Origin of the sequence: Capnocytophaga gingivalis (genome assembly GCF_002302415.1) — a bacterium.
Classification (GTDB): Bacteria; Bacteroidota; Bacteroidia; order Flavobacteriales; family Flavobacteriaceae; genus Capnocytophaga; species Capnocytophaga gingivalis.
Genome location: NZ_CP022386.1, coordinates 1,639,789 through 1,663,943, shown reverse-complemented (window position 1 = coordinate 1,663,943; position 24,155 = coordinate 1,639,789). Strand labels below are relative to the sequence as shown.

The following is a 24,155-nucleotide window of genomic DNA, read 5'->3' as shown; positions in this document are numbered from 1 at the left end:
TTAAGAAATAAGTTTTTCACAAGGGGGGAAGAACAGTGAAAAACGAAGAGTGAGCAGAGGTTCTCTATATTGGTATGAGGGTTGTTGCGTCCTGTTGTAGGGGCGATTTGCAAATCGCCCTATACTGGTGCATGCGACAGTGAGCAGTAAACGGGGAGCAGTAAACGGGGAGCAGAGAATATGGGGAGTTGTAATAATAAAAAGAGACCTTCCATTACTGGAAGGTCTCTTTTCAATTATTGTTATTCCTTTCTTTAGGTATTAATCAGTGATCAGTGAAGATTGAACATTGATCATTAATCACTACCTATAAAGGGTGAAATGCCCTTTGAAGGTACGGCTGTCATCTGGCTCGTTCAGACGAAGTACATACCAGTAATCTCCCGTTGGAAGTGGCTCGCCTCCGTAGGTACCATCCCACTCTTGACGGTTGTTCAAGGTCGCTATCTGGCGGCCGTAGCGGTCATAGATGATCGTTTCGGCATGTGGATAGCTGGCCAAGTTGAGCGGTGCCCATGTGTCATACTCGCCATCTCCATTCGGCGTGAAGTAGTTCGGTATCACAACATCCATATATTCCTTATAGATGAATACTGAATGAGCACATACCTGCTTACCTCCATTCTCTTCCTTGAGCTCGCCCTTGCTGTCCTCTACATATACACGGACTTTCTTCTCTACCTTGCCTGTGGCTGGGTTCACCTCTTCATAATCCGTCTTCTGTACGTAGTAAACTACCTCATCTCCTGCCTTCACATCGTCCACCTTCTGTACATAGTGCGCCTTAACCTCTTCCCCTGTGTGGTATTGAGCTCCACTAAAGTATACCGTATAGCGCTCTTTACCTCCCTCTACCTTCACTTTTACTAAGTTAAGGTCGTTGGCGATACTCTGGTTGGTGATCTTGATCGGTGGATAGTACTCAATATTGAGTTCTCTCACTTCCTGACACAATGGTGGATCACTCATCGCTGGGTTATCCTTATTGAAGTAATACAAGTGCAATTCGTATTTGTTCAAGCCTTCTTGCAACGGACGTACCGCATTGAGCTGTGCAAGCAGCGATGCATGGGCAATCTTATACATATTGTGTGTATTATCAGTTCCTGTAGGCGTAGTTCCATTGAACTCATAACGCTGGATTGGGGATCCACCCTGTGTGGTAATCGCATATCGCAAGCGGTTTATCGCTCCTCCTGAACTTGGGTTGATTACCAAGTATGGAGTCGTTACCGATACATATACATCGTAAGTAGCCTGAGCAGCTGTGTCACTATTAGGACCTGAACCATCCACTACCAAGACCTTGTTGTTCTCACTGATATCCGCATTACACTGATAGTGTTGTGTGATCACTCCTTTGAGGTCTACCCCTTCTATGATCTCAAACTCTTTCTTCTGGCTACATCCCTTAGCGTCTTTCACTACCAAGAGGTATTTACCAGCCTTAAGACCTTGTATCTTGAATGGTGTAGCTTCTCTCTCTCCTGTACCTCGCTTAGAAGTGCTTTCTCCATTTTCGAAGAATACCTCCCAGCTATACTGAGGATTTCCTCCCTTGAGTACATACTCTATCTCTCCATTGGCTTCGCCCTTACATCCTACATGGGTGATGCTATTCTGAGTGATCAGTATCGGTGTAGGTGCGATGATCGCTGTATTGACTACCTCATAGATACATCCGTATTCTGTATCTTTCACTCCTACCGTGTAAGAGCCTACAGAAAGGTTCTTGAACTGGTTGTTCGTACCCTGCCATCTGTAAGAGCCATCGGCTTGTTTAAGTCCATATTCGTACTTACCTGAACCTCCCTGAGCTACTACCTCGAAGGAACCATCAGCACCATCATGACAGCTTACGCTGGTGATCTTATCTGCCTGAGCCTTAAGCGGTGTCTTTGGAGCTACCACAATCGGTGCAGAGTCTTTTCTACATTCTCCATGACCTGCTACCTTATGGATTACAGAGATTACATAGCTCTTAGTTGTATTGGTCTGAAGATCCACATCCAACTCAAAGCGGGTATTGTTATGAGCTACTCCATCGAGCAAGTAACGTACATTAAGCGCTGCAGAAGCAGGTTCTACACTGGCCTCTACCACATACTTAATCACATTGTTCACACACTCATACTTACCTTCGCTGAGCTTGAGGGTCACCTCTGAGCCGGCTTCTATGGTAAGGGTTGCTTCGGCTTGACAGCCATTCTTATCTCTTATCTTGATGGTATGGTCGCCAGGGGCTAAGCCATCTATGAGGGTACCATTGCCATCACTATGGTATTCAACCCATGTAGCTCCTCCATCCTTAGAGTATTCGTATACCTTATCATTGCCCACTGTTCTTAGTGGTGTTCCACCAATCACTCGCAAGTAAGCCTTTCCGTCATTGCTTCCAGCACAGCTTTCGTGCTCTACCGTATCCATACGTACTGTTACGCTTAGCGGATCCGGTTCGGTGATGGTAAACTCTATAATATCGGTTCCAAGTGGGGTAGGTTGACCTTTCTCCTTAATCTCATTAGGACGACAACCATTTTCATCCTGTACAATCACATAGTACTTACCAGGAGCTAAGCCTTCGAACTTACCACCATTGTCCAAGAAGCGGTCTAAGCGAGGACTAATCGCATAGGTAAGCTTTCTTTGGGTACCATCAAGCTTGGTCTGACCTGATGTTGTGGTGATCTCGATAGAACCATCATGATCTCCATTACAAGTCACCTGTTTCACTTCGTATTCTACCGTGTACTTGGTTTCTTGTTTTATCTGTACTTGAACTACCTTCGTAGTACATCCTCCCACAGCTTGACTGATTTCTACCGTATAGTCATCTCCTGCAACAAGTCCTTCAAATACTCCTTGCGCATTTGGATTCGGTGTAGGCAAGCCTGGTACAACAGTTCCGTTTTTCTTAAGGGTAAAGACATAAGGCTCATCGTTCTTACCTCCTGTGGCTGTTACCACAATCTTACCATAAGAGCTACCATAGCACTTGAGGCTCAAGACACTCTTATCATTATCTATAGCGCCATCTATCGGATTCACTTTGGCTACATGTACCTCGTTGGATTCTCCTTCGCAGGCACCTGTACCACCACCGTTATCCATTACCTTAGCATAGTATACCTTATCCGAAGTAGGACCTGATGCTACTGCTGTGGCAAAGACTGCCGTTACTCCTGTCTGGTAAGCTCCCGTAATAGTTGGTGTTCCTGGCACTAAAGTACCTGGACGACCTGCACTAATGTCATAGAGTTCTACCTTATAAGTACCTCTTGTAGGATCCATATTCGGTCTGCCCTCTATCTGTACGGTGATGTCACCTGCTGTATTACAGCCTGGGTACTTAGTCAATTCCGCTCTGGCAATGATTGTACCTGGGTCATTAACTGTTACAGGTTGTGAATCAACCTTGTCATCGGCACAAAGCATATCCGAGGTGATTCTGATAAAGTACTTACCAGCTCCTAAACCAGAGAAGGTTACCGTACCACGAGTGGTTGGGTTATCATCTGGCAAGATTCTACCTAAGGATCTTTCTGTGGTCGCGTCGAACAACTCGTAAGACAAGCGTCCTTCTATCAACGTTGGTGTAGATCCTGAAGGTGATGGTGTGGTAGCTGTTACGCTACCTCCTGTTACCCCAGTGAGCTTAATCTCGCCATCCTGAGAGCCTACACAGCTTGGTATCTTGGTCGCTGTTGGTGCATTCGGTGCTTGTAGCTGCATAGATGGACCGTGGTAAGGCACAAAGGTAAAGCTATCCAATTTCCTTGTACATCCGCGTGAGTCTCTCACTTCTATATAGTGGGTACCCACCCCTACGGTAAAGGTCATCTGATCGGTGAAGCTACCTGCATTACCATCGGTTACTACTCGGTATTGGTATGGTGCTCCCCAACCTCCTGTCGGAGCTGAGGTAACCCCTATCTGAGCATCGTTCTGAGCTTCTCCATTACAGTAAGTCATATAGCGCAATACCTTGCTCACTGCATTGATATTCTGTGGACGGGTAGCCGTAAGCTGCGCCATAGTCTTACACTGTGTACTCACTACAGTTACCTCAGTCTCAAAAGTTACTGCAGTACCTTGTGGCACATCTCCTACAGGTATATGTACAGTCATCTGGTCTGAAGCTCCATGGCCTGTCTGGGTACCATAGGTAGTTCCTCCTGACTTCTTCACAAACCAAGTATATCCTGAGGAGCCTATTTCTCCTTCTACTTCTACCTTGAAGGTTACATCAACTGTACCTGGAGCAGGTGAAGCAGTATCTCCACAGATTCCTTCCGTTACAAAGAAGTTTACTCGTGGCGCTTTAGCCTTCTCTACTCTATATCCACTTGGTACCACAAAAGTACATCCTGTATCCTTATCGGTCAAGGTAATCTCATAATCGGCACTTTCTTCGGCGATCTGAGGGAAGGTAATAGTACCTACCCCTGTACCCCCTATCTGAGCAGTACCTGCTGTTCTAGCAGCTGAGTCATAGCCAGCTACCTCTGTAGGAGCTCCTGCTCCGGTCATCTTTCTTATATATACATTGTATCCTCCTGTATTTGAACCATTCGTACGTGTCACAGTCATGGTCACCTGTTCCGTACCCGTTGGCTGACAGCTCATCTGTTGGGTACGATGGAAGGTTGCCCCTGTTATCTTATGTAGTGTCTTAACTGTTCCTACGAATGAACTTGGAATAGCCAATACACATCCGTTTGCATCCGTTACTTTTACTACTATCGTATAATCCACATCCTTAGCAGGAAGGTCTATAGTGGCATTCGCTGTGTACACTGTAGGTCCTGGGTAAGGCGCTGGAGGTGTAGTAGAGGTTACTGTCTGAGTAAGGATTACATTACCTGCCTCATAGATCTCTACCTTATAAGGTGCAGTACCTCCCTTAATATTGAGGTAAAGCTGCGCATTGGACTGCTTAGGGGTTACCCCATAGGAAGTGGCAGCACCACAACCTGCTTGAACAATCGCTATACCTGGGTTGGCAGGTGGATTCGCATCGAACTGAGCTACTGGACGTTCTGTTATCTGAACTACCCCTCCAGAGAAGCTTGTCACATCCTGACCACAACTACCATTGGCTGAGCTCTTCACTCTGAGCTGGTAGTAACCCGCCTTAAGTCCTGTTACCTTATAGCGAACTGTACTTGTAGTACGCTCTATGATGTCTCCATCACCTACCTCAATACCTGATCCTGTAAATGGACCCGCAGCAGCAGTACTATAGAACAATTCATATACAAAGGAGACATTCTCTCTTCCCGAAGTAATGGTACGGGTAAACTCAAAGCTACCAGTAGTACCTCCTGGGGTACATCCCACTACATTATTTATCTTCGCTGGGTCTATCGTATGACGTGCCTTCAGAGTTGCTGGATCTTCTGCTGGTTGGATTACTATAGGCGCACTCGCCACATAATCATCACAATACTTATTACCTCTATCTCTCACCCATACATTATATGTGATAGGTGCTGTTGGGAATGGAGGAACTGTATAAGTTACTGTAATCACCTGATTGTGTATATTCGTACTTGTAGGTGTAGCTCCCGCCACTACTGTAGCTCCTGTAGGAGGCGTAGCAAAATTCGTATGTCTTGCTCCTGCTGCTACACTACCTCCTTGGGTTACCACTATATCATAACGGTTACCTGCTGGAGAAAGTGGGGCTGGCACCACTGGAGGTGTAACAAAGTCTGAACCACTGGTGATCTTCAAGTTAAAGGTCGCTGTATATACCCCTGCATTGTCACAAGCCATATCCGTCTTCTTCTCAGCGGTAAACTTAAGCTTAGGATACGTCAAGCGCTCGTTAGCTCCCGGAGGTGTTCCGCCTGCATAAGCAATAGTCGCATCACAAAGACTCTCTTTCGCTCTTACCTTGACCTTATTCTGATCAAAGAGTGCTGGTATGTTTTCCTCTGCTGTTAGTGCTGGGAAGGGCTTATATGTATTACCTCCATCTATAGAGTATTCGTAATCAGCAAAGGTAAGTGCCGTACCCCCTGTCGCATTGATATTAGACAAGGTGATCTTGAGCTTATAGTTCACATCGTTGGCATCACAAGCATTCGCTCCTGGAGCAGTCTTGTTGATATCCAAGGTCGCTGTAGCAGTATGCTTGCTATTGAGGAACTTGCCTAAGGCATTACCACTTGCGGTAGCTGTCACCTCACAACCTGTCGCCTGATCGGTAATTCTTACCTTGAAGGTTAAGGTTGGGAAGACTGTACTCCACCAGTTGGTACCCGTTACATTGAAATCACTCTCTCTCAAGTCAAACTCTACATCGGTTGTAAGATCCGCTATATTTCTTCTTACTATATTTCTTCTTAAGAAGGAAGTGGAAGGTGCTGTTATGTTATCTTCCATCAACAAGCTATAGGTAAATGGTCCATATCCGCCTGTAGCTCCACCCTTGACAGTGAGTTTGGCTGTACCATCCTGACAGTTCATCGGTTTGGTCTTAGCTGCGACCACAGACAAGGCGCCTGGTATCAAAGCACGACCTGCCGCTGGTGGGGTTACTGTAATATCTCCACTATAAGACTCACAACCTGCTGCAGTGAACGATATCACATAGCGTTGGCCTCCCGCTGGAAGCGCTGTAGGTCTATTGTAAGAGATCTCATAAGTATTGGATCCCGCGGGTGTTGGGTTCACAGTTCCTGTTGCTCCTGCACCTGTCGCTGGAACAAGACCTGCATTTGTCTTTTCATAAATAGTATAAGGTAATGGTGCTCCTCCCCCTGTAGTGAGGGTGACATGGAAACGTATGTTCACTGGTGTGCTTGCATTATCACAAGCCACCCCTCTACTTGCTGAGTTATCCACCTGAATAGCAGGGGTATTGGCAGGCGTTGTAGGTACTTCCAAACCTTCCCTACACAATCCTGAAGTTGAGGTAGTCTCATAGTGTACATACACCATATAGTTTCTACCCTTCTGTAGGTTAGTGAAAGTATAGGTAGTTCCTCCTACATAACCATTATACGTTCCTAATTGCTGTTCGGCAGGAGTACCATTATTATTAAGATAGAAAGTTACCTTATAATAAGTAGTTCCCGTATTACCAAACTTCACATCCAAATCAAAGTTGCTACAATTACCATTTACCTTAGGTGTAAGGGTCAAATCATTAGCTCGACGTGCAAGAGTAAACTCAGGAATATCCTTAGTACATACTACTGCATTATCCGATTTCCTTCTTACTCCTATCTGAGCGGTAAACTTATCTCCGACAGTCACCCCGCCATACATAGCCCCTACCAAGCCTTGACCTGTATAAGGTGAAACTATTGGACGCTGGGCTTCTGTCTTCCACTGTTCGTCTCCATTGGTCACTGGTACACCATTATGTCTTACCAAGCGGTATACTATCTCATACTCACTGGCTGGAACTATGGTACTAGTTGCCTTCAAGGCAAAAGCCATTGTTGTTTCTGTACAGCTAGGGTTAGACTGAGTCACTGCTCCTGAAGGAGAGAAGTTAATACTCATATCTGCAATGGTAAAGGATTTACCTACCATTCCTGGAACAGCACAGTTACTATTACCCTCGTCGTATATCTCTACCTTGTAGGTTCCTTTGGATAAGTTATCTATCACATAGCCAGTTACCACCATCTCTCCAGTAGTTGGATTGATCGTTACCTTACCTGCTACTGCTACCTTAGGAATACGATAGGGTACCATAGGTGTTGCTGTAGGTGCTGTCTTAGTTACTTCCACACGGAAAGGTCCCTTACCACGGAAGCGCTCAATCACCAAGCTACCGCCCTGTCCATCTTCACAAGTGGCACTGAAGGATGTATGTTTTATAATACCTGAAGGATCTAAATCACCTCCTGTAGGTACTGGATCTTCAATATGAATAGGTGTTGTGGTCACCTTCTTACCACAAGTAGGAGGTATTGCCGCTATATCCTTAATATATACATCCCAATTACCACCCGTGGTAATACCTGACTTCGCGTTGGTCGCTGTATAGTCACTATCCTGTGGTGGAGTACCCGCAGCAACAAAAGCATAGTGATAAGTAGGGGTTGAACTACCACCTCGTACATGGTTCACTGTGATACTTCCTGGAGTTACTGGATTAGGAGGACAGGCTGCCGCAGGATGAACTACGGTATAGTCTGCCGTGGTTAGGTTCTCTATCTCTACTGGGATTGATACCTCTATCTCTTTCTCACAACTATACTCATCCTTAGCTCGGATAAGGTAAGTAACTCCTTTTGTCCAACCATCAAGGGTTGTTTTAGGAATGGTATTACCAGACACCGCTGTCCATGTAGCATCGCCCTGTTTCTTCCAATCATAGGTTACTGGCTTGCCATTGCTTGCACCTCCAATAAAGGTGTGGCTAAGCTCCATGTCACCTATACCATTGGCAACCACACAGTTTTTGTACTCTGCTTTCACAGTACCAATCTTATGGCGTGCTTCTACCTTGTAGGTGAAGGTGCCATGACCTCCATTACAGTTATTGTCGTCTGTAATGGTAATCTGGTAAGTACCTGCTACCACTACATAACGGTAGTTTCCATTCGAATCTGGCGTAAGAATATCGGTAGCTCCTGAAGGAATTTTTACTACCTTAATCGTATATCTCAGCGGCGCGCTCGGTGTCTGCTTACCTCCCGTGATGTTGAACACTCCTTGGTTAGTACCCGTTGCATTCTGAGAGAAGATAAGCATCTGCTTCCTATCTATATTACAGTCTAGGTAATCTATAGTCCTATTCTGAGTTACTGTTACCTTAGCATTTCTCTTGATCTCAAAGTCCTGTGTAACCTCACAAGCCTGATCATTGCTGAACTTCTTCTGATGTCCAGAGGTAATCTTCAACGTATAAAGACCTGGAGCTAAGTTGTTCACAGTAAGGCCTGCTGTGTTATTAGTGCCTCCCTGTACCTGAGTGGTAGTGCCTCGTGTTACTACCTTCCAAGTATATGCCACATTGCCATAGTTCGCTACTCCAAAGGTAAGCTTACCATCATTCGAACCATTACAAGTCTCATCTATAGTAGTATGAGAGGTGATTTTCATCTTCTTGGCATCTGTTGCTTCTATAGTAGCTGTTAAGTCTACATAACTACTAGGACAAGCCTTAGGCTCTTGGTATACATAGATATCGTCCAAGGCAAGGTCATTACCCCCTATGACAGGGCTCTTGCTGACGATCTCAATACGCAAGGAGGTTACCCCTGGAGAGGCTAACTCGCCAGAGAACTCATGCCATGCATTAGGATCATGACCATTGATAGGTGGAGCCAGAGTAGTAGACTCTGAAAGCACTGCATTTGTTAGCTTATTCACCAAACGAATTTGGAAAGATGGTGGGCCACAAGAAGAACAGTGACAGAGATTGTATACATACATCTTGAACTTAATAGGTTGGGTAGGTACGACATCCTCTACCTCTTTGACATAGATAGGACGATTGAAACCTATACTACCTACGTTCATAGCCAAGTAGCGCCCATTGGTAAGCCCTGTATGATCATTAGGTTTTGTCCAACAACCATTATTCAAGACAAGCGTTCCATTCTCGGAAGAAGTAATCACATATTCCCCATCATTGATGAACGAACTTTTGTTAGGCTGACAAGCGTAAGCTGAGTATACATTCGGATCACACCTATTTTCCCCTTGCCCAAAATCTTCTTGTATCAAGACGATAGGGCTAGGATTTGCGGTTTGCTTATAGAACACCCTTACGGTCTGGGTACCTGATGCGGTAATCGTTGGGAAGACCACATTGGGTACTGTACCATTATTGAATGTTCCCGTAGGAGGGGTTGTAGGTAGTGCCCCTGGTGTTGCTCCATGGGTAGGAGTGTGTACAGTAAGGTAGCTATAGTCTGTACGGCTGGAAGTGACCTTCATACGAGCGATTCCCTCGCAGTCATACTCTATCGTACTGCTAAGGACAGGCTTAGCGATAGGCGCTTCCACCTGTAAGGTCTTACTCCACTCACAGAAGGGTTGTCCGGCAGCTACTTTATTTCTTACCCGTACTATATAGGAGCCAGGACGAAGGTTAGAAAAGCTCTTAGTTGTCTGCCAAGTACCTCCATTGATACTATATTCATATATATTATTAGTTCCGCCTGTTACGTTGGCCACATAGATCTCTGCAGAGTTAGGTGGTGTATCACAAGCCAGCTGTATCACCCCAGCAAATGCACGGATAGGCCCATTACCCTCACTTATGTTGGCTTCTTTAGGATCGGTATGTGGTGGGTTACAGTCAGTACGAGTCTGTCCGTTCTCAAGCTGATAAGTGATACAATCTTCTGGATAATGACAGGTTACTGTACCCTTAGTATAGTAGATACGTGCACGATAGTCCCCAGGAGCCAAGCCCGTAAAAGTAGGATCTGATTGATCCTTGATTGGAGACGACCAATCAGGCCAAGTGCCGTTAGAGTTCTTTTTGATCAACTTATACTTTATGGTATAGTCTGTAGTGACAAAGTTTGCATTAATGTTATCCACCTTCAGGCTACCTGTAGCAGGGCCACAGACTGCATCAACCACTTTGGTAAGGTCAAAGGTTGGTTTTTCCTGATAAGTGTAGGTGATATTCTTTGTCGCTGCACAGTTATTTTCATCATATACTGTTACCTTATATATCTTAGAACCAGGTCCTGCCCAAGGATCTTTGATCTTGAGGGTATAGGTGTGTACCTCAGGGGTTCCTGCCTTGTTCTCGAAGACTTCACTTACATTATTATTATGAATACCATCCACGATGAAGTGGTAGCGCCCATTGACAGAATTAAGCTTACCTCCCTGTACGGTAACGGTGAGTTCCTTTTCTAGACCACAAGTGATGGTCTTGGCCGCTCCATTGTTAATCTTCAGCTCAGGGATCTGAGTAATCTCAAAATTACTTTGTGTCACAGAACAGCCTGCCTTGTAGGTAGGAGTAAGTGTTACTGAATAGTTATTACCTGCTGCAAGTGAATGAAGGACAGCCTTGGTAGCTGGGATGTTATCCGAGTTAAGCTGGGTCGTATTGGTTACTGTATAAGTATGTATAAGAGTTGTACCCTTCTTCACCTCTATCTTGACAGGGAGAGTGACATTGGCATCCAAGACTATACGCATCTTTCCGGTGTTAGGATTGGAGCTCACACACTTGACCTCCTCTACCTGTGTAAGAGTAAAGGCATTAGTAGTAGTTACTTCATATACATCCACTTCCTTAATATATTCACACACATTATTTTGGAAAGGTGTAGCACCTCCAGTGAGTTTTTGGCGAATATACACTTTGTAGTGTCCTGCTTGTGTTACAGGAATATCTATAGCTGTCTGCCCTGTAGGAATATCTGTATAATTGGAAGAAGCAGGACCTTGTAACTTGTATTGGAAAGAACCTGTAGGGATTCCTGTTATTTTGATTTTTCCAGTACCACAAATGATATTTTCAGCAATAGCATTATAATTAACCTCTCCCTTATAGGCACGGAAGTGATAAGTAAGTGGACAATTGGCATACCCCAATCGCACGGCGAACTCTGTACCATTGGCATATTTTACCATGGCAGGTGTCATATTCAGATTTTTACCTGTATGTATGAGCTCCCAGTTACTATCTGTTTGTATACCTGTGTTAGCAACCTGAGGAGGACAGTTATCTGCAGCTCTTTGGGTCTTATATCGATACCAAGTCACCTGCGTATCCGAAAGCGTAGCATTGTTGATAGCCATAGGCACATTGGTATTACATACAGAAACCCCGAGATACTCTATCCCTGTATTATTACATACCTTTCGTTCAGTGACATAGGAGGCATCACGCATAGGATGTCTTTCTTCCCCAGTACGTGTCTGCACATTATATTTAATCCTCAACTTATTCTCACATCGATTACCACCTGCAGGAGGGGTACGCTCTACCCAGTATACCCCAGGAGAAGAAATCGGCAAGTCCTGAGTGGTAGCAATCACGCCTGACTGTCCTTCTTTTGTCCATTTCCAAGCAGCAAAACCACGCCCTCCCTTAAGAACAATATTTCCACAATAAGGCAAGTCTTGAGCCTGACAAGTATCATCCTTGACAAAGAAAGTTGTTGCACTCTCTCCATTTTGGTCACAAGCACCTCCCATATTGGAGAATGAAGAGGTACGATACTCCTTATTATCCAAAGCAGCATGATATACCATTGTGGCCTGATTCTTGAACTCATTAGAACAAAAATCTATAAGATTTTCACAATCAGGCTGCACTTTTACAGTAAAAGTAATAGGTGCAGAGAAAGGAGCTGAAGAGGAGTGTGGTAATAGAGAAGGATCTACATTGAACTTCACCAAAGTACGTCCTGTATTATTATAATTAGGTGTTGCTGAAACAAAAGTAACTCCTGAAGGAAGTGGTTGTTCAAAGTTCTGATAAGTGAGTCCTGCAGGAAGCAAATCCTCTAGGACAGCGTCTCTTACATTATCATTCCCTATATTACGAAACTTAATACGATACCTCAGTGCATCGCCTATAGCCACTTTTTTATTAGTAAAATCTTTCCATTGAGCGTTCTCTAAGCCAAGCACCTCTTTTTGTGTTTCCACATGAGGAGATATGGCATCGACAGAAAAAGGTACCGCAAAAGTGATATAGGCATCCTCTGCACGAAAATCAATACGTAAAGAAGTTGCATTATTAGCAATTACTTGATTATTTGTATTAGGTATGTCCAATATATCTATATCAAGAGCTCCTGTACCATCTGGAAACTCTGGCCTACGAGGCATAGCTGCAGAAGAGTGATTGTAGGATACTGAACCATCCATGAAGTCCCAGGTTCTATTGGGGTACACTCCTTGTCCTTGTAGGTAATTATTAATTCTCAGTTCGTCTTTTGAGTTGATATTCCCTGCCCCTACAAATAGTCCAATACGTGCCTTTACTGCTGCGGGAGCTGGAGGTGTCTGAAATCCTGTAATATCAATACTCGCTCCCTGCATTCCTCCATAGTTAAGAAAATTAAGATAACAACCATCATATATATATACTCGCTTGCTGGTGGCTACACTTACATCCTCATACACAACAATCAAGCTCCAGCCTCCCCAACCTCCTTTGGCATCATCTGACCAAATGTCTCCTGCAAAATACTCTCCATTATTGAATTGACTTCCTACTCCCTGCAAAATGGAAGTTACATCCTTAAAACAGTTATATATATACTCATGCCCAGCAAATACAGTACTCATTTTTTGATCTGCTGTAAGATCCCTAAAACTATTCTCTCCAGGTACTTTGAATTTGATTCGTTCAATAGCTGCTGTATTCTGTCTGCTCACATCCAAGGAAGAAGCCCAATAAAGTCCTGCCCACTTCACACGCAAACAAGAACTTGTTGCCCCAGGCACTTTTAGTGTGGCTGCACTACAATTGCTCGTAGGCTTATTGCCCACTCCTGGCCCAGCATCTATCTGCGCATATATTGAAGCAAAGGCATTCTTACGAAAGTTTCCTATCTGTATAAAATCCCCCTTAAGCGTCTGACCTCCATTCTCCCAACGCTTCTGTATAGTACGTCCTAAGCCCTGAGCATAAGCCCCCTCAGAGAGCAACATACACAAGGCAAACAATATATATAGATACTTTCTCATGGCAGTATATTTTTTTGTCTTAAAAAGTTTAGTCTTCATAGGATAAATAATTAAAAATTTTTAGATTTTTTTATGCAAAAAATTGGTTCACAATAGGATAGATTCTTCCTCAGTCCTTCATTATGACTAAGAAATTCTTATATACCTATCAAAAAGCAAAGTTATAAAAAATTTTCAATTAAAAGGATTTTTTTTCAAAAATATTCATGAAATGTGCATAATTAATCACGAACAGGAATTTTTAACATCGAGCAAGGATTAATAATAGCAATCAAGAGTTGAAATTATCCAACTTCTAACCCTATGCAAGAGACAACAAATTGTTTCTTAGAGCATTAGAAATAAGACATTTCAACTCTTGACTATATTAATAATTGGGATACGCTTGCCTTTCATCATGTGGGTGTACCCTTACTCGTGCAGATTTTACCCCTACATAGGCGCAGCCCTCTGTTTACTTTATCTGTCTGAGGATAGTAGGATCCTTGATCTTGTCGTCCTCGGCAAGTAGGCGCATCTTGGAGATAATCTCTGCCGACTTGGGATCGTCGTCCACAAAAGGTAGAAATACCCGTCCGCGGTGTTGGCTCTGTACCGCAAGGATACTCAACTGTAAGCCTCCTCGGCTTACCATACCGCTGCCCAAGTGGATGCTGTACTCGCCCAGCTTGCCCTTGACAAGGATATGGCGCTCCTTAACTTCCACATTGGTGAGCTTAAAGAGGCGAGCACTCTCTCTGGCCAAGGCTGCTCGCATCTGCATCGTACTGTGAGAGGCTTCTGGATCTACCCCTCCTACGTGAGCCACACTCACCACCAAATCCACATCACGCATCACCTCACTGAAGATTACTGGATTAATCTCCTTCATCGGTACTTCCTTGCCATCCTTAAGGCTGTAGAAGACTACATATTCTAAGGTTGGCGCTTCCACATCCGAAGGGGTATACCAGTCAGCTGCCGCATAGATAGTCGCACGGAAGCCTTCCTTATGATATACTCTTTGGAGTCCTTCCTCGTAATTCACTGTCCAACCACGACCACGGAGTAGTGCCACTGTCTTCTGAGGTTGTACTTGGTGACCTTGGTAGCGCTCACTGCGGTTGCTGGTCTCCAGCTCGTCCTTGGTAGGAATATACAATTCTCGGAATACCTGCTTGAAAGGTTGCTTGAGTTCCTTGTCAAAGAGATACTTCTGGTACAAATCCCACTGTACCGCATAGAACAAATGGCTTGGATGGGCAATCAGGAGTTTGTCATCTGCTTTGAGAGCTACCTTTTCACCTTCCGCATTGAGCAAATACCCGTCTTGCCAAAAGCCTGAAGCTTGTGTCTCAGGGTTAAATAGTACGAGCTTGCTAAGCATCGCTCTTACCACTGGGTGTTCCATGATACGATGTAGCTCAGCCACAGTAAAGAGTGTTTGGCTAAGCATCGCTTGTTCCAAAGATAGGCGGGTACGGCTGTACTGCTTGGTTAGGTAAGTTTTCCCTTCCTTAAGGGCTTCTACCTCCTTGCTTTTCTTATACTTATCAGGAATAGACTTAAGGGTCTTGTCGCCTTTGGTAACGATAATATCGGCCTTGCCCTCCTCATCAACCACCAACTGGAGCTGAGTGTCGTCTATAACAAGGGTAGATTTTTCCATAATCTGTTGGGTAGCCTTTGCCTCCATCGCCCAGCTAAAGCGGATACTATCCTCATAGCCTGCATTGCGGGAGAGGTTATCCAAGCCTATCTCCACGGCGTTCTTTTCGCTCTCTTGGCGCTGTTGCCCGAACTGTTTGCTTTCCTTGAGGAAGGTTTGCAAGAGGTTATAGCGGCTGACTAAGTCTTCCTCTTCTTTTTTCTTGTTGATAGGCACCAGACCCAATGCCATGACATAGTCTTTGTCTCGCTTTTCAGTGATTTTCTGAATGACTTCGCTTAGCTTAATCTCGCCTGTAAGCACCGCTGAATAGAGCTTTACGCGACGATAGCCCATACCTTCGGAGAGATACTTGGCCGACTCTTGGATAAGCTTCCATCCTTCCTTGCCCACTGCCTTATGCACGCGGTGGTACCAATCCACATCGATAGCCCCACGCTGAAAGTCGTCACGGGGTACGGAGGAGTATTGGGAGACGATGGTTTCTTTTTCTGCATCCATATAGTCGGTGGTATGAGCGATAAACCACCAGACAGCCTCACGGAAACTTTTGATCTTGAGGTAGTCACCAATCCACTCTGTCCAGTGAGGCGCATAGCAGGCCGCTTCCACCAGGCGCTTCTTATCAAGCTTTACCTCATCCAAGTGTTTCTTAAAGGCAGTGAAAGTATCGGTAGCACTCGGTTGGCTTACTTCCAAGATACGGCTAAAAGTAAAGCGCTTACTCACTCCACTACCATAACCCTTAGCAAAAGGCTCCTTGCCCATTCGTTCCAAGGCTTCAAAGAAGTATTGGGCACCCTCTATCTCACTGAGTGAACTGATATATACGGAGGCATCGGTAGGCAAGTCGCCACGCTGTAATTCTACTTGGAGCATATGGGTTCTGATCTCTTCCAAGAGGATCTCAGGGAAAGTAAGGGTATCCTTGATCCACTTAGGCAATCGTCGGCTAAAGTGATTTTCTGCTCCTTGTGCCATAGCAAACAACTCATTATTGAGCAAGCAGAAGAAAATAAGATCATCGGTGGTAAGTCTGCCCTTGTTATAGAGCATGAGAGTCAGTTGTAGCAAGCCTTCGTTGATGCCAGGCAGGCGCTCTTCTCGGCGTACAAAGTTGCGTACATAAGGAAGAACATCTTTTATCGTATTCTTCTGGGCATCTAAGTCCTTCTTTACTTCTATATATAGGTAATAGAGGATTTGCCAAAGCCTAAAGAGCTGATCATCGGTATAATAAGGGAAGTCTCCATCGTCCCCATAATAGACTACGGCGGCATAATCCGTCACTACATCGTCCCAATCCAAGGAAGAATAACCGCGCTTGTAGATCTCCCCGCGCTTTTCCTTGGGGAAAGTAGCCAAAGCATCTTCAAAAACAGAAAGCTTAAAGCTTGCCAAAAGCGCTCTGTCTTCACTATAAGTATTCATCAGATAGCCTAATAGGCTTTCTGCCCTACGGGCTTCTCCATAGTAGCTATGTACTTGCCCCTCAAAACGCACCTTGAAGTCAGGGTAATACATAGCCAAATAATCATCTAAGCCTTGAGGTATTGCGTTTTCATAGTAGAGATTGCCGCAATAACGTTTGGCAAAGTAATACTCAACCTCATTGAACTGGTATTTCTCATGCCAGCCTTTCCATAGGTCGGCCAATGGCAGGTCTTCGAGTATCTCCATAGGAGTCTCATCATCCTTGCCTTTGTGCTGGCGCCTGATGACATTGCCTAAGAGGATTGTCTCGGTAGCTCCCTGATAGCCTTCGTACTGGTATTCGTAATCCTTGTTGGCACGCCACAAAGCCAAAAGTTCGCTGACCCCCTCTCCTACTTTTTGTATATTTACAAGCTTGTCAAAGAGAAAACCTCCTTTTTTCTCTTTGCGTTCCTTATCAAACTGAGGCTTAGGAAGATCAAAGGAAGTTAGGTTGTCCAAGTTAATCACTCCAAAGCCATTGGTAAGATCATAGCGTAGCTCCGTAGCCGTTTTGGGATTATAAGTGAGCTTGTCCATGAGTACCTGTTCGTTCTTGGAGAACTTACGCCCTTTATAGGCTTCTACTTGTTCAGTTACATAGTCGGTAAGCCTTTCTTCCTCCTGCAATACGGTGAGGATTTCCAAAGCTGCCAAGCGTTGGTCGGCATTCTTGGAGACAATCATACGGGAGGTGCTATCCTTAAGCACCGCTTCGGGTTGCTTGACCAGTAGCGCCACGCTCTCCTTGCGTTGTTCCTTATTCTTGCGGGAGAGTACCTGCTCAAGGGCGAGGATATCGTCCTGCACCAAAGGCACTTTCTTGAGCACCTCCATTGCTTTGCTCACCACATAAGGTCCCTTGTCATTCAGGGCAGTACGCACCAAGGTACGTTGCCAGGAGTCGGCAGGGTAATCCTCTGGTGGCAAGTTCTTCTCTTCCTCTGAATAATAACTATAACGACCTCGAGAGAGCACAGGGAAAATATCGTCGAGTAGGATATGGCGGACATCGACAGGAATCTCAGCAAGTTCTCCTGCCAGAATCTGTTGCTGTTGTTCGTTGGCTACCTTGAGTACAGACTGATAAATATCCAAAGGTTTTACTGTAAAATTGAGCCAACGGAAGCCGAGCCCTTCAAAATTTTTACCATCCTTAGGGAGTTTGTGCGCTGCTGTACGCATTTTCTCAAACAGTTCTTGTGGAATCTCTCCCTTAGGAAGATTTTGTAAAATCCAATAATCCCAAGCCGGTTCTATCCCGAAGTATTTCTCTGCAAAGGGGAGAATCTCAGAGGTTTTCTTTTGGGTCTGGTACATAAAATAAAGCACTGCCACACAAGCCTCATAGCTGGTCTGGGTATTGTTCAGAGCTTCTGTAGCAAGGCTTAGTGCCTCCTGTACATTATAGACAGCCACGGCCCATAGGGCTACATAACGTTCTACATTATCTTTGCTACTGACTGCTTCACGTGCTTTATCCAAATCCGCCAAATAGGTCTGTGCTAGCTCCAAAGTCCGTTTGACCACCGCTTGCTGAGGGGCTTCCCAGCCAAAACCAAACCATACATCTACCGCACGTACCACACTGCTAAAGCGAGTGAGGTTGTGCTCCAAGATGAGTGCTATAAAGTGCTGAAGTACAGGGATAGTCGTCTCATCCAAGGATTCCAAGATAGTCTGCCTGAGTCCCTCCTGAAGCTGAGCTGCTAAAAGGAGCTTCTCTACCAAAGTATGGTAGCGAGGATCCTTCACCATCAGAGCTGACTTGATAAGTGATTCGCACACCCCTCCTATCTCATGTTCGCCAAAAAAAATCTCCTCAAAGAGTGAATAATAGGCATCGGGATTCTCGGAGAGCACCACAACAAAGAAATCTTCTTCTCCTCCTTTGTAGAAGGCATACTGGAACTGCTCTTCCACAGATAGGGCTCCTACTCCTACGTTATAGAAAGAACGAAGTCTTTTGAGGGTTCTGAGCTGTTCCGCTCTATAGTCCTCTGGGTTGGGAGAGCGGAAAGGACGTCGATTATAAGTGTAGCTATAGGGAAACTGGTAGGCAATATCCCAGACACGCTGTATATACGGTGCTTGCACCTCACTGAAAAGAAGTGTCGCCAAGGCCTTCCCTTCTTTGGTTTCCCAAAGCTTGTCAGGCAATCCCAAAGAGGGAAAATTAGCTTCAAGATGTCGCTGTTCCTTAGAGGACGGCTTATTAAGGATATACTCCCCCAACTTTTGATAGGATTGGGAAAAAGAAGCTAAATCTTCTTTTTTAAGTTCTTTTGCTTTGAAAGGAGCAAGGTATTGATTTACTTGTTCTTGTTCGATCATAATGTTAATGATTAATGGTTAATGACTTCTGCTTACTGCTTACTTTATCTGTCTGAGGATAGTAGGATCCTTGATCTTGTCGTCCTCGGCAAGTAGGCGCATCTTGGAGATGATCTCTGCCGACTTGGGATCGTCGTCCACAAAAGGTAGAAATACCCGTCCGCGATGTTGGCTCTGTACCGCAAGGATGCTCAACTGCAAGCCCCCTCGGCTTACCATACCACTGCCCAAGTGGATGCTGTACTCGCCCAGCTTGCCCTTGACAAGGATATAGCGCTCCTTAACCTCCACATTGGTGAGCTTAAAGAGGAGCGCACTCTCTCTGGCCAAGGCTGCTCGCATCTGCATAGTACTATGACTCGCTTCAGGATCTACCCCTCCTACATGGGCAACACTCACCACCAAATCCACATCACGCATCACCTCGCTGAAGATCACAGGATTGATCTCCTTCATAGGTACTTCCTTGCCGTCCTTAAGATTGTAGAAGACCACGTATTCCAGGGTTGGTGCTTCCACATCCGAAGGGGTATACCAGTCGGCTGCCGCATAGATAGTCGCACGGAAGCCTTCCTTATGATATACTCTTTGGAGTCCTTCTTCGTAATTCACCGTCCAGCCACGACTACGAAGCAGTGCCACCGTCTTTTGGGGCTGTACTTGGTGACCTTGGTAGCGCTCACTGCGGTTGCTGGTCTCTAATTCGTCCTTGGTGGGGACATATAGCTCTCGGAATACCTGTTTGAATGGTTGTTTCAACTCCTTGTCAAACAGATATTTCTGATACAAATCCCACTGTACCGCATAGAACAAATGGCTTGGGTGCGCTATCAGGAGCTTATCGGCTGCTTTAAGTGGTGTGAGTGTTCCCTCTGCACTGAGGAGCTTACCATCTTGCCAAAAGCCCGAAGCCTGGGTCTCAGGGTTAAATAGTATGAGCTTGCTAAGCATTGCCTTTACTACAGGGTGCTCTAGAATCTTGGACAATTCAGCCGCCGTAAAGAGCGTTTGTGAAAGCATCGCTTGTTCCAAAGATAGGCGGGTACGGCTATACTGCTTAGTAAGATAGCTCTTGTTATCCTTGAGGACTTCTACCTGCTTGTCTTTCTTATACTTATCAGGGATAGTCTTAAGGGTTTTGTCGCCTTTGGTAACTTCCAATTCTGCCTTGCCTTGTTCGTCAATCACCAGCCTGATCGTAGTGTCGTCCAAGGTGAGGGTAGCTTTTTCCATAATCTGTTGGGTGGCTTTGGCCTCCATCGCCCAACTAAAGCGGATACTATCCTGATAGCCTGCATTGCGGGAGAGGTTATCCAAGCCTATCTCCACCGCGTTCTTCTCACTCTCTTGGCGCTGTTGCCCGAACTGTTTGCTTTCCTTGAGGAAGGTTTGCAAGAGGTTATAACGGCTTACTAAGTCTTCCTCTTCCTTCTTTTTGTTGATAGGCACCAGACCTAATGCCATCACATAGTCCTTATCACGCTTTTCTGTGATTTTTTGGATGACTTCATCCAACTTGATCTCGCCTGTAAGCACCGCAGAATACAGCTTTACACGGCGATACCCCATCCCTTCGGAAAGGTACTTGGCTGACTCTTGTATGAGCTTCCAACCTTCTTTGCCTACTGACTGATGTATGCGGTGATACCAATCCACATCTATAGCGCCCCGCTGGAAGTCGTCACGTGGCACGGTAGAGTATTGGGAGACAATCGTTTCTTTCTCTGCGTCCATATAATCAGTGGTATGAGCGATAAACCACCAAATAGCCTCCTTGAAGTCCTTGATTTGGAGGTAGTCCCCTATCCAGTCTGCCCAGTGTAGGGCGTAGCAAGCCACTTCCACCAAGCGCTTGTCGGTGATTTTGGTCTTGTCCAAATGTGCCTTAAAGGCAGCAAAAGTATCGGTAGCGCTCGGCTGGCTCACCTCCAAGATATGGCTAAAGGTATGGCGCTTGGTCACACTACTGCCGTAGTAATAGCCCTTAGTAAAAGGTTCCTTGCCCATACGCTCCAAGGCCTCAAAGAAGTAGTGCATGCCCTCTACCTCTTGCAGATATTGTATATAGATAGAGGCATCGGTAGGTAGGTCTCCGCGCTGGAGCTCCATCTGGAGCATACGCGTTTTGAGCAGTTCCAGCTGGGTATCAGGGAAGGTAAGCGAAGTTCTAAGCGCCTCAGGCAGTCTTCGGTAGAAGTAGTTTTCTCCTCCTTGCACAACAGTGAAGAGGTCATCCTCCAAGAGACAGAAGAACAAGAGGTCATCTGCCGAGAGTTGGCCTTTTTGGTAGAGGTTCAGGGTCAGCCCCATCAGACTTCCTCCTATCCCTGGTAGGCGTTCGTCCTCACGTACCTTGGCACGTAGCGCTGTCAGTACGCTCTGAGGGGTATAGGAAGAAAGGTCGTTCTTGGTTTGTTTTTGGGCATAAGTGTAGTAAAGCAACTGCCAGAGCTTAAAGCGCTGCTCAGGGGTATAATATTCTATATCCCCTTTCTCATCATGGTCTATAGAGATGACATAGTCTTGGATGACATCTGTCCAGCTCAAATCTTCGTAATCACGCTCTATGGTTATGTGGCGCTTTTCAGGTGGATAGGTAGCCAACACATCTTCAAAAACAGAGAGCTTGAAGCTGGCCAAAAACGCCTTGTCCTGGGCATAAGCCTCGCTTATAGGGGTCAAAAGGTCTTCCAAGCGGCGGGCTTCACTATCGTAATAATTTCCCAAATCACCCTTGAAAGCCACCTTGAAGTCAGGGTAATAGCCTGCCAAATAGTCCTTTAGTTGCTTGGGTACTTTGTTTTCATAATAAAGATTTTGACAATAGCGGATTGCATACTGGTACTCTATCTCATTGAGCTGGTGCTTTTGGTGCCAGTCTTTCCACAGCGCTGCCAAAGGATAATCCTCCAATACCTCCATAGGGGTTTCGCCCTCCTTGGTAGCATGCATTCGATAGATTTGTTGCCCCAGTAGCTGTGTCCTTGTTTCCCCTTGGTACCACTCACAAGCATATTCGTAGTCCTTGTTCTTGCGCCATAGGGCTAATAGGTCGTTAAGGGCTTCTCGTACTTTCTCCACCCTTATAATTTTGTCAAAGAGGAAGCCCTTTTTCTCCTTGCGCTCCTTGTCAAACTGAGGCTGAGGCAAGGCAAAAGGCGTAAGCCTATCAAAATCAATCACGCCAAAACCATTGGAGAGGTCATAGCGCTGCTCCCCTGTCTCATCAGGATTGTAGGCGAGCTTGTCCATAAGTACCTGCTCGTTCTTGGTGAGCTTACGTCCCTTATAGGCTTCTACTTGCTCGGTTACATAATCGGTAAGTCTTTCTTCCTCTTGGAGTATGGTGAGGATTTCCAAAGCAGCCAAGCGCTGGTCAGCACTCTTGGAGACAATCATACGAGAGGTACTATCCTTAAGTACTGCTTCGGGTTGTTTGATAAGTAGTGCCACACTCTCCTTGCGTTGCTCCTTGTTCTTGCGGGAGAGTACCTGCTCTATCGCCAAGATATCGTCATGCACTAAAGGTACTTTCTTAAGAATCTCAAAAGCAATCTCGGCTACATAAGAAGCCTTGTCATTCAGGGCGGTACGTACTAAGGCACGCTGCCAAGAGTCGGCTGGATATTTTTCAGGTTTCTTTTTCTTCTCTGCTGGACTCTCATAATAGTAGCGCCCGCGACCCAGCACTGGATACACATTCTGCAGGAGGTTCTGGCGCACCTCTACAGGAATTTCCGAGAGTTCACCTGCCAAGCGTTCTTGTTGCTCCTCATTGGCCTCACCTATGAGAAATCGGTAGATATCCTGCGACTTTAGGGTAAAGTTGAGCCAACGGAAGCCCACACCCTCAAAGTGTTTGCCCTCCTTAGGTAGCGCCTTGGCAACCGCCTGCATACGGTCAAAAAGCACTGGGGAGAGACTACCCTCGGGGAGGTTCTGCAAGAGCCAACAGTCCAAATCAGCCGCTTCTCCGAAATGGTTTTCCGCATAAGTGGCTATCTCCCAGTCGGTTCTTCCAGTTTCTCGTACAAAGTAGAGGGTAACGATACGCCCCTCATGACTTGTCTGAGGGTCTTGGATTGCCTTCATCGCTAAGCTGATAGCCTGTTGTACACTGTGTACCCCCACCGCCCATAGGGCGACATAGCGTTCTATATTGTCCTTACTACTCACTGCTTTCTCAGCAGCTGTGTGATCAGCAAGGAAGGTTTGTGCCAGCTCCAAAGTACGCTTGATCACCGACTGTTGGGGGGCTTCCCAGCCAAAACCAAACCATACATCTACCGCACGTACCACACTGCTAAAGCGGGTGAGGTTGTGCTGGAGAATAACTCCTATAAAGTGCTGTAAGGAAGCCAAAGAGGTGCCGTCCAAGGATTCCAAGATTGTTTGTCTCAAGCCTTCCTGAAGCTGAGCGGCTAAAAGAAGTTTCTCCACCAAAGTGCGGTAACGCGTATCTTCCACCATCAGGGCCGCCTTAATCAGTACGGCACATACCCCTCCTATCTCATGCTCGCTGGAGAAAATGTCTTTAAAAAGCGCATAGTAAGTATCAGGATTCTCTGAAAGCACCAAAGCAAAGAACTCCTCCACATTATACTCCCTATAGACCACATATTGGAATTGCTCGGCTATAGGCAACACGCCCACCCCTGAGCCGTAATAGTTATGCAGTGTAGACATCTTAGAGAGTTGCACCTCGGTATAGTCGGCAGGATTTTCCGAGCGGAAAGGGCGACGCCCCCACCATCTTTGGTAGGGATAGGCCAGCAGAGAGTCCCAGACACGCTGCGCGTAAGGGGCTATTTCCTTACCAAAGAGTAGCAAGGCAAGCGCCTTTCCTTCCTTGCTCTCCCAGAGCTTATCTGGGAAGTTGTAGGAGGCAAACTCTTGTTCAAAAGCTCCTATTTCTTCATATTCCATAAGGCCAGTAATATACGCGCCCAACTTTTGATAGGGGGCGGAGAAAGAAGCTAAATCGGCTTCTTTGAGTTCTTTAGGCTCATGCTTGCCTAAGAACTTTTCGGCTTGTTCTTGCTTGATCATTCATTTA

Annotated in this window: 3 protein-coding genes; all 3 read right to left on the bottom strand. The window is 45.6% G+C overall.

Annotated features, from left to right (window positions below):
- Positions 1-303: 303 nt before the first annotated feature.
- The 3 genes from CGC50_RS07850 to CGC50_RS07840 all read right to left on the bottom strand — a co-directional run bounded on the left by CGC50_RS07850 (position 304) and on the right by CGC50_RS07840 (position 24,148).
- Positions 304-13,644: a T9SS type B sorting domain-containing protein gene (locus CGC50_RS07850; protein WP_198541601.1), complete on the bottom strand. Its 13,341-nt coding sequence runs from the start codon at positions 13,642-13,644 to the stop codon at positions 304-306.
- A gap of 454 nt (positions 13,645-14,098) precedes the next feature.
- Positions 14,099-19,099, bottom strand: a complete 5,001-nt coding sequence (locus CGC50_RS07845) for a DUF4132 domain-containing protein (protein ID WP_095910376.1) — start codon at positions 19,097-19,099, stop codon at positions 14,099-14,101.
- 39 nt (positions 19,100-19,138) lie between these two features.
- Entirely contained in the window at positions 19,139-24,148 is a 5,010-nt protein-coding gene (locus tag CGC50_RS07840; RefSeq protein ID WP_095910375.1) for a DUF4132 domain-containing protein, read from the bottom strand.
- Positions 24,149-24,155 lie beyond the last annotated feature (7 nt).

Bases quoted from the DNA above. Each gene is read 5' to 3' on its own strand.
- CGC50_RS07850 (WP_198541601.1), bottom strand. From the start codon at position 13,644: ATGAGAAAGTATCTATATATATTGTTTGCCTTGTGTATGTTGCTCTCT.
- CGC50_RS07845 (WP_095910376.1), bottom strand. From the start codon at position 19,099: ATGATCGAACAAGAACAAGTAAATCAATACCTTGCTCCTTTCAAAGCA.
- CGC50_RS07840 (WP_095910375.1), bottom strand. From the start codon at position 24,148: ATGATCAAGCAAGAACAAGCCGAAAAGTTCTTAGGCAAGCATGAGCCT.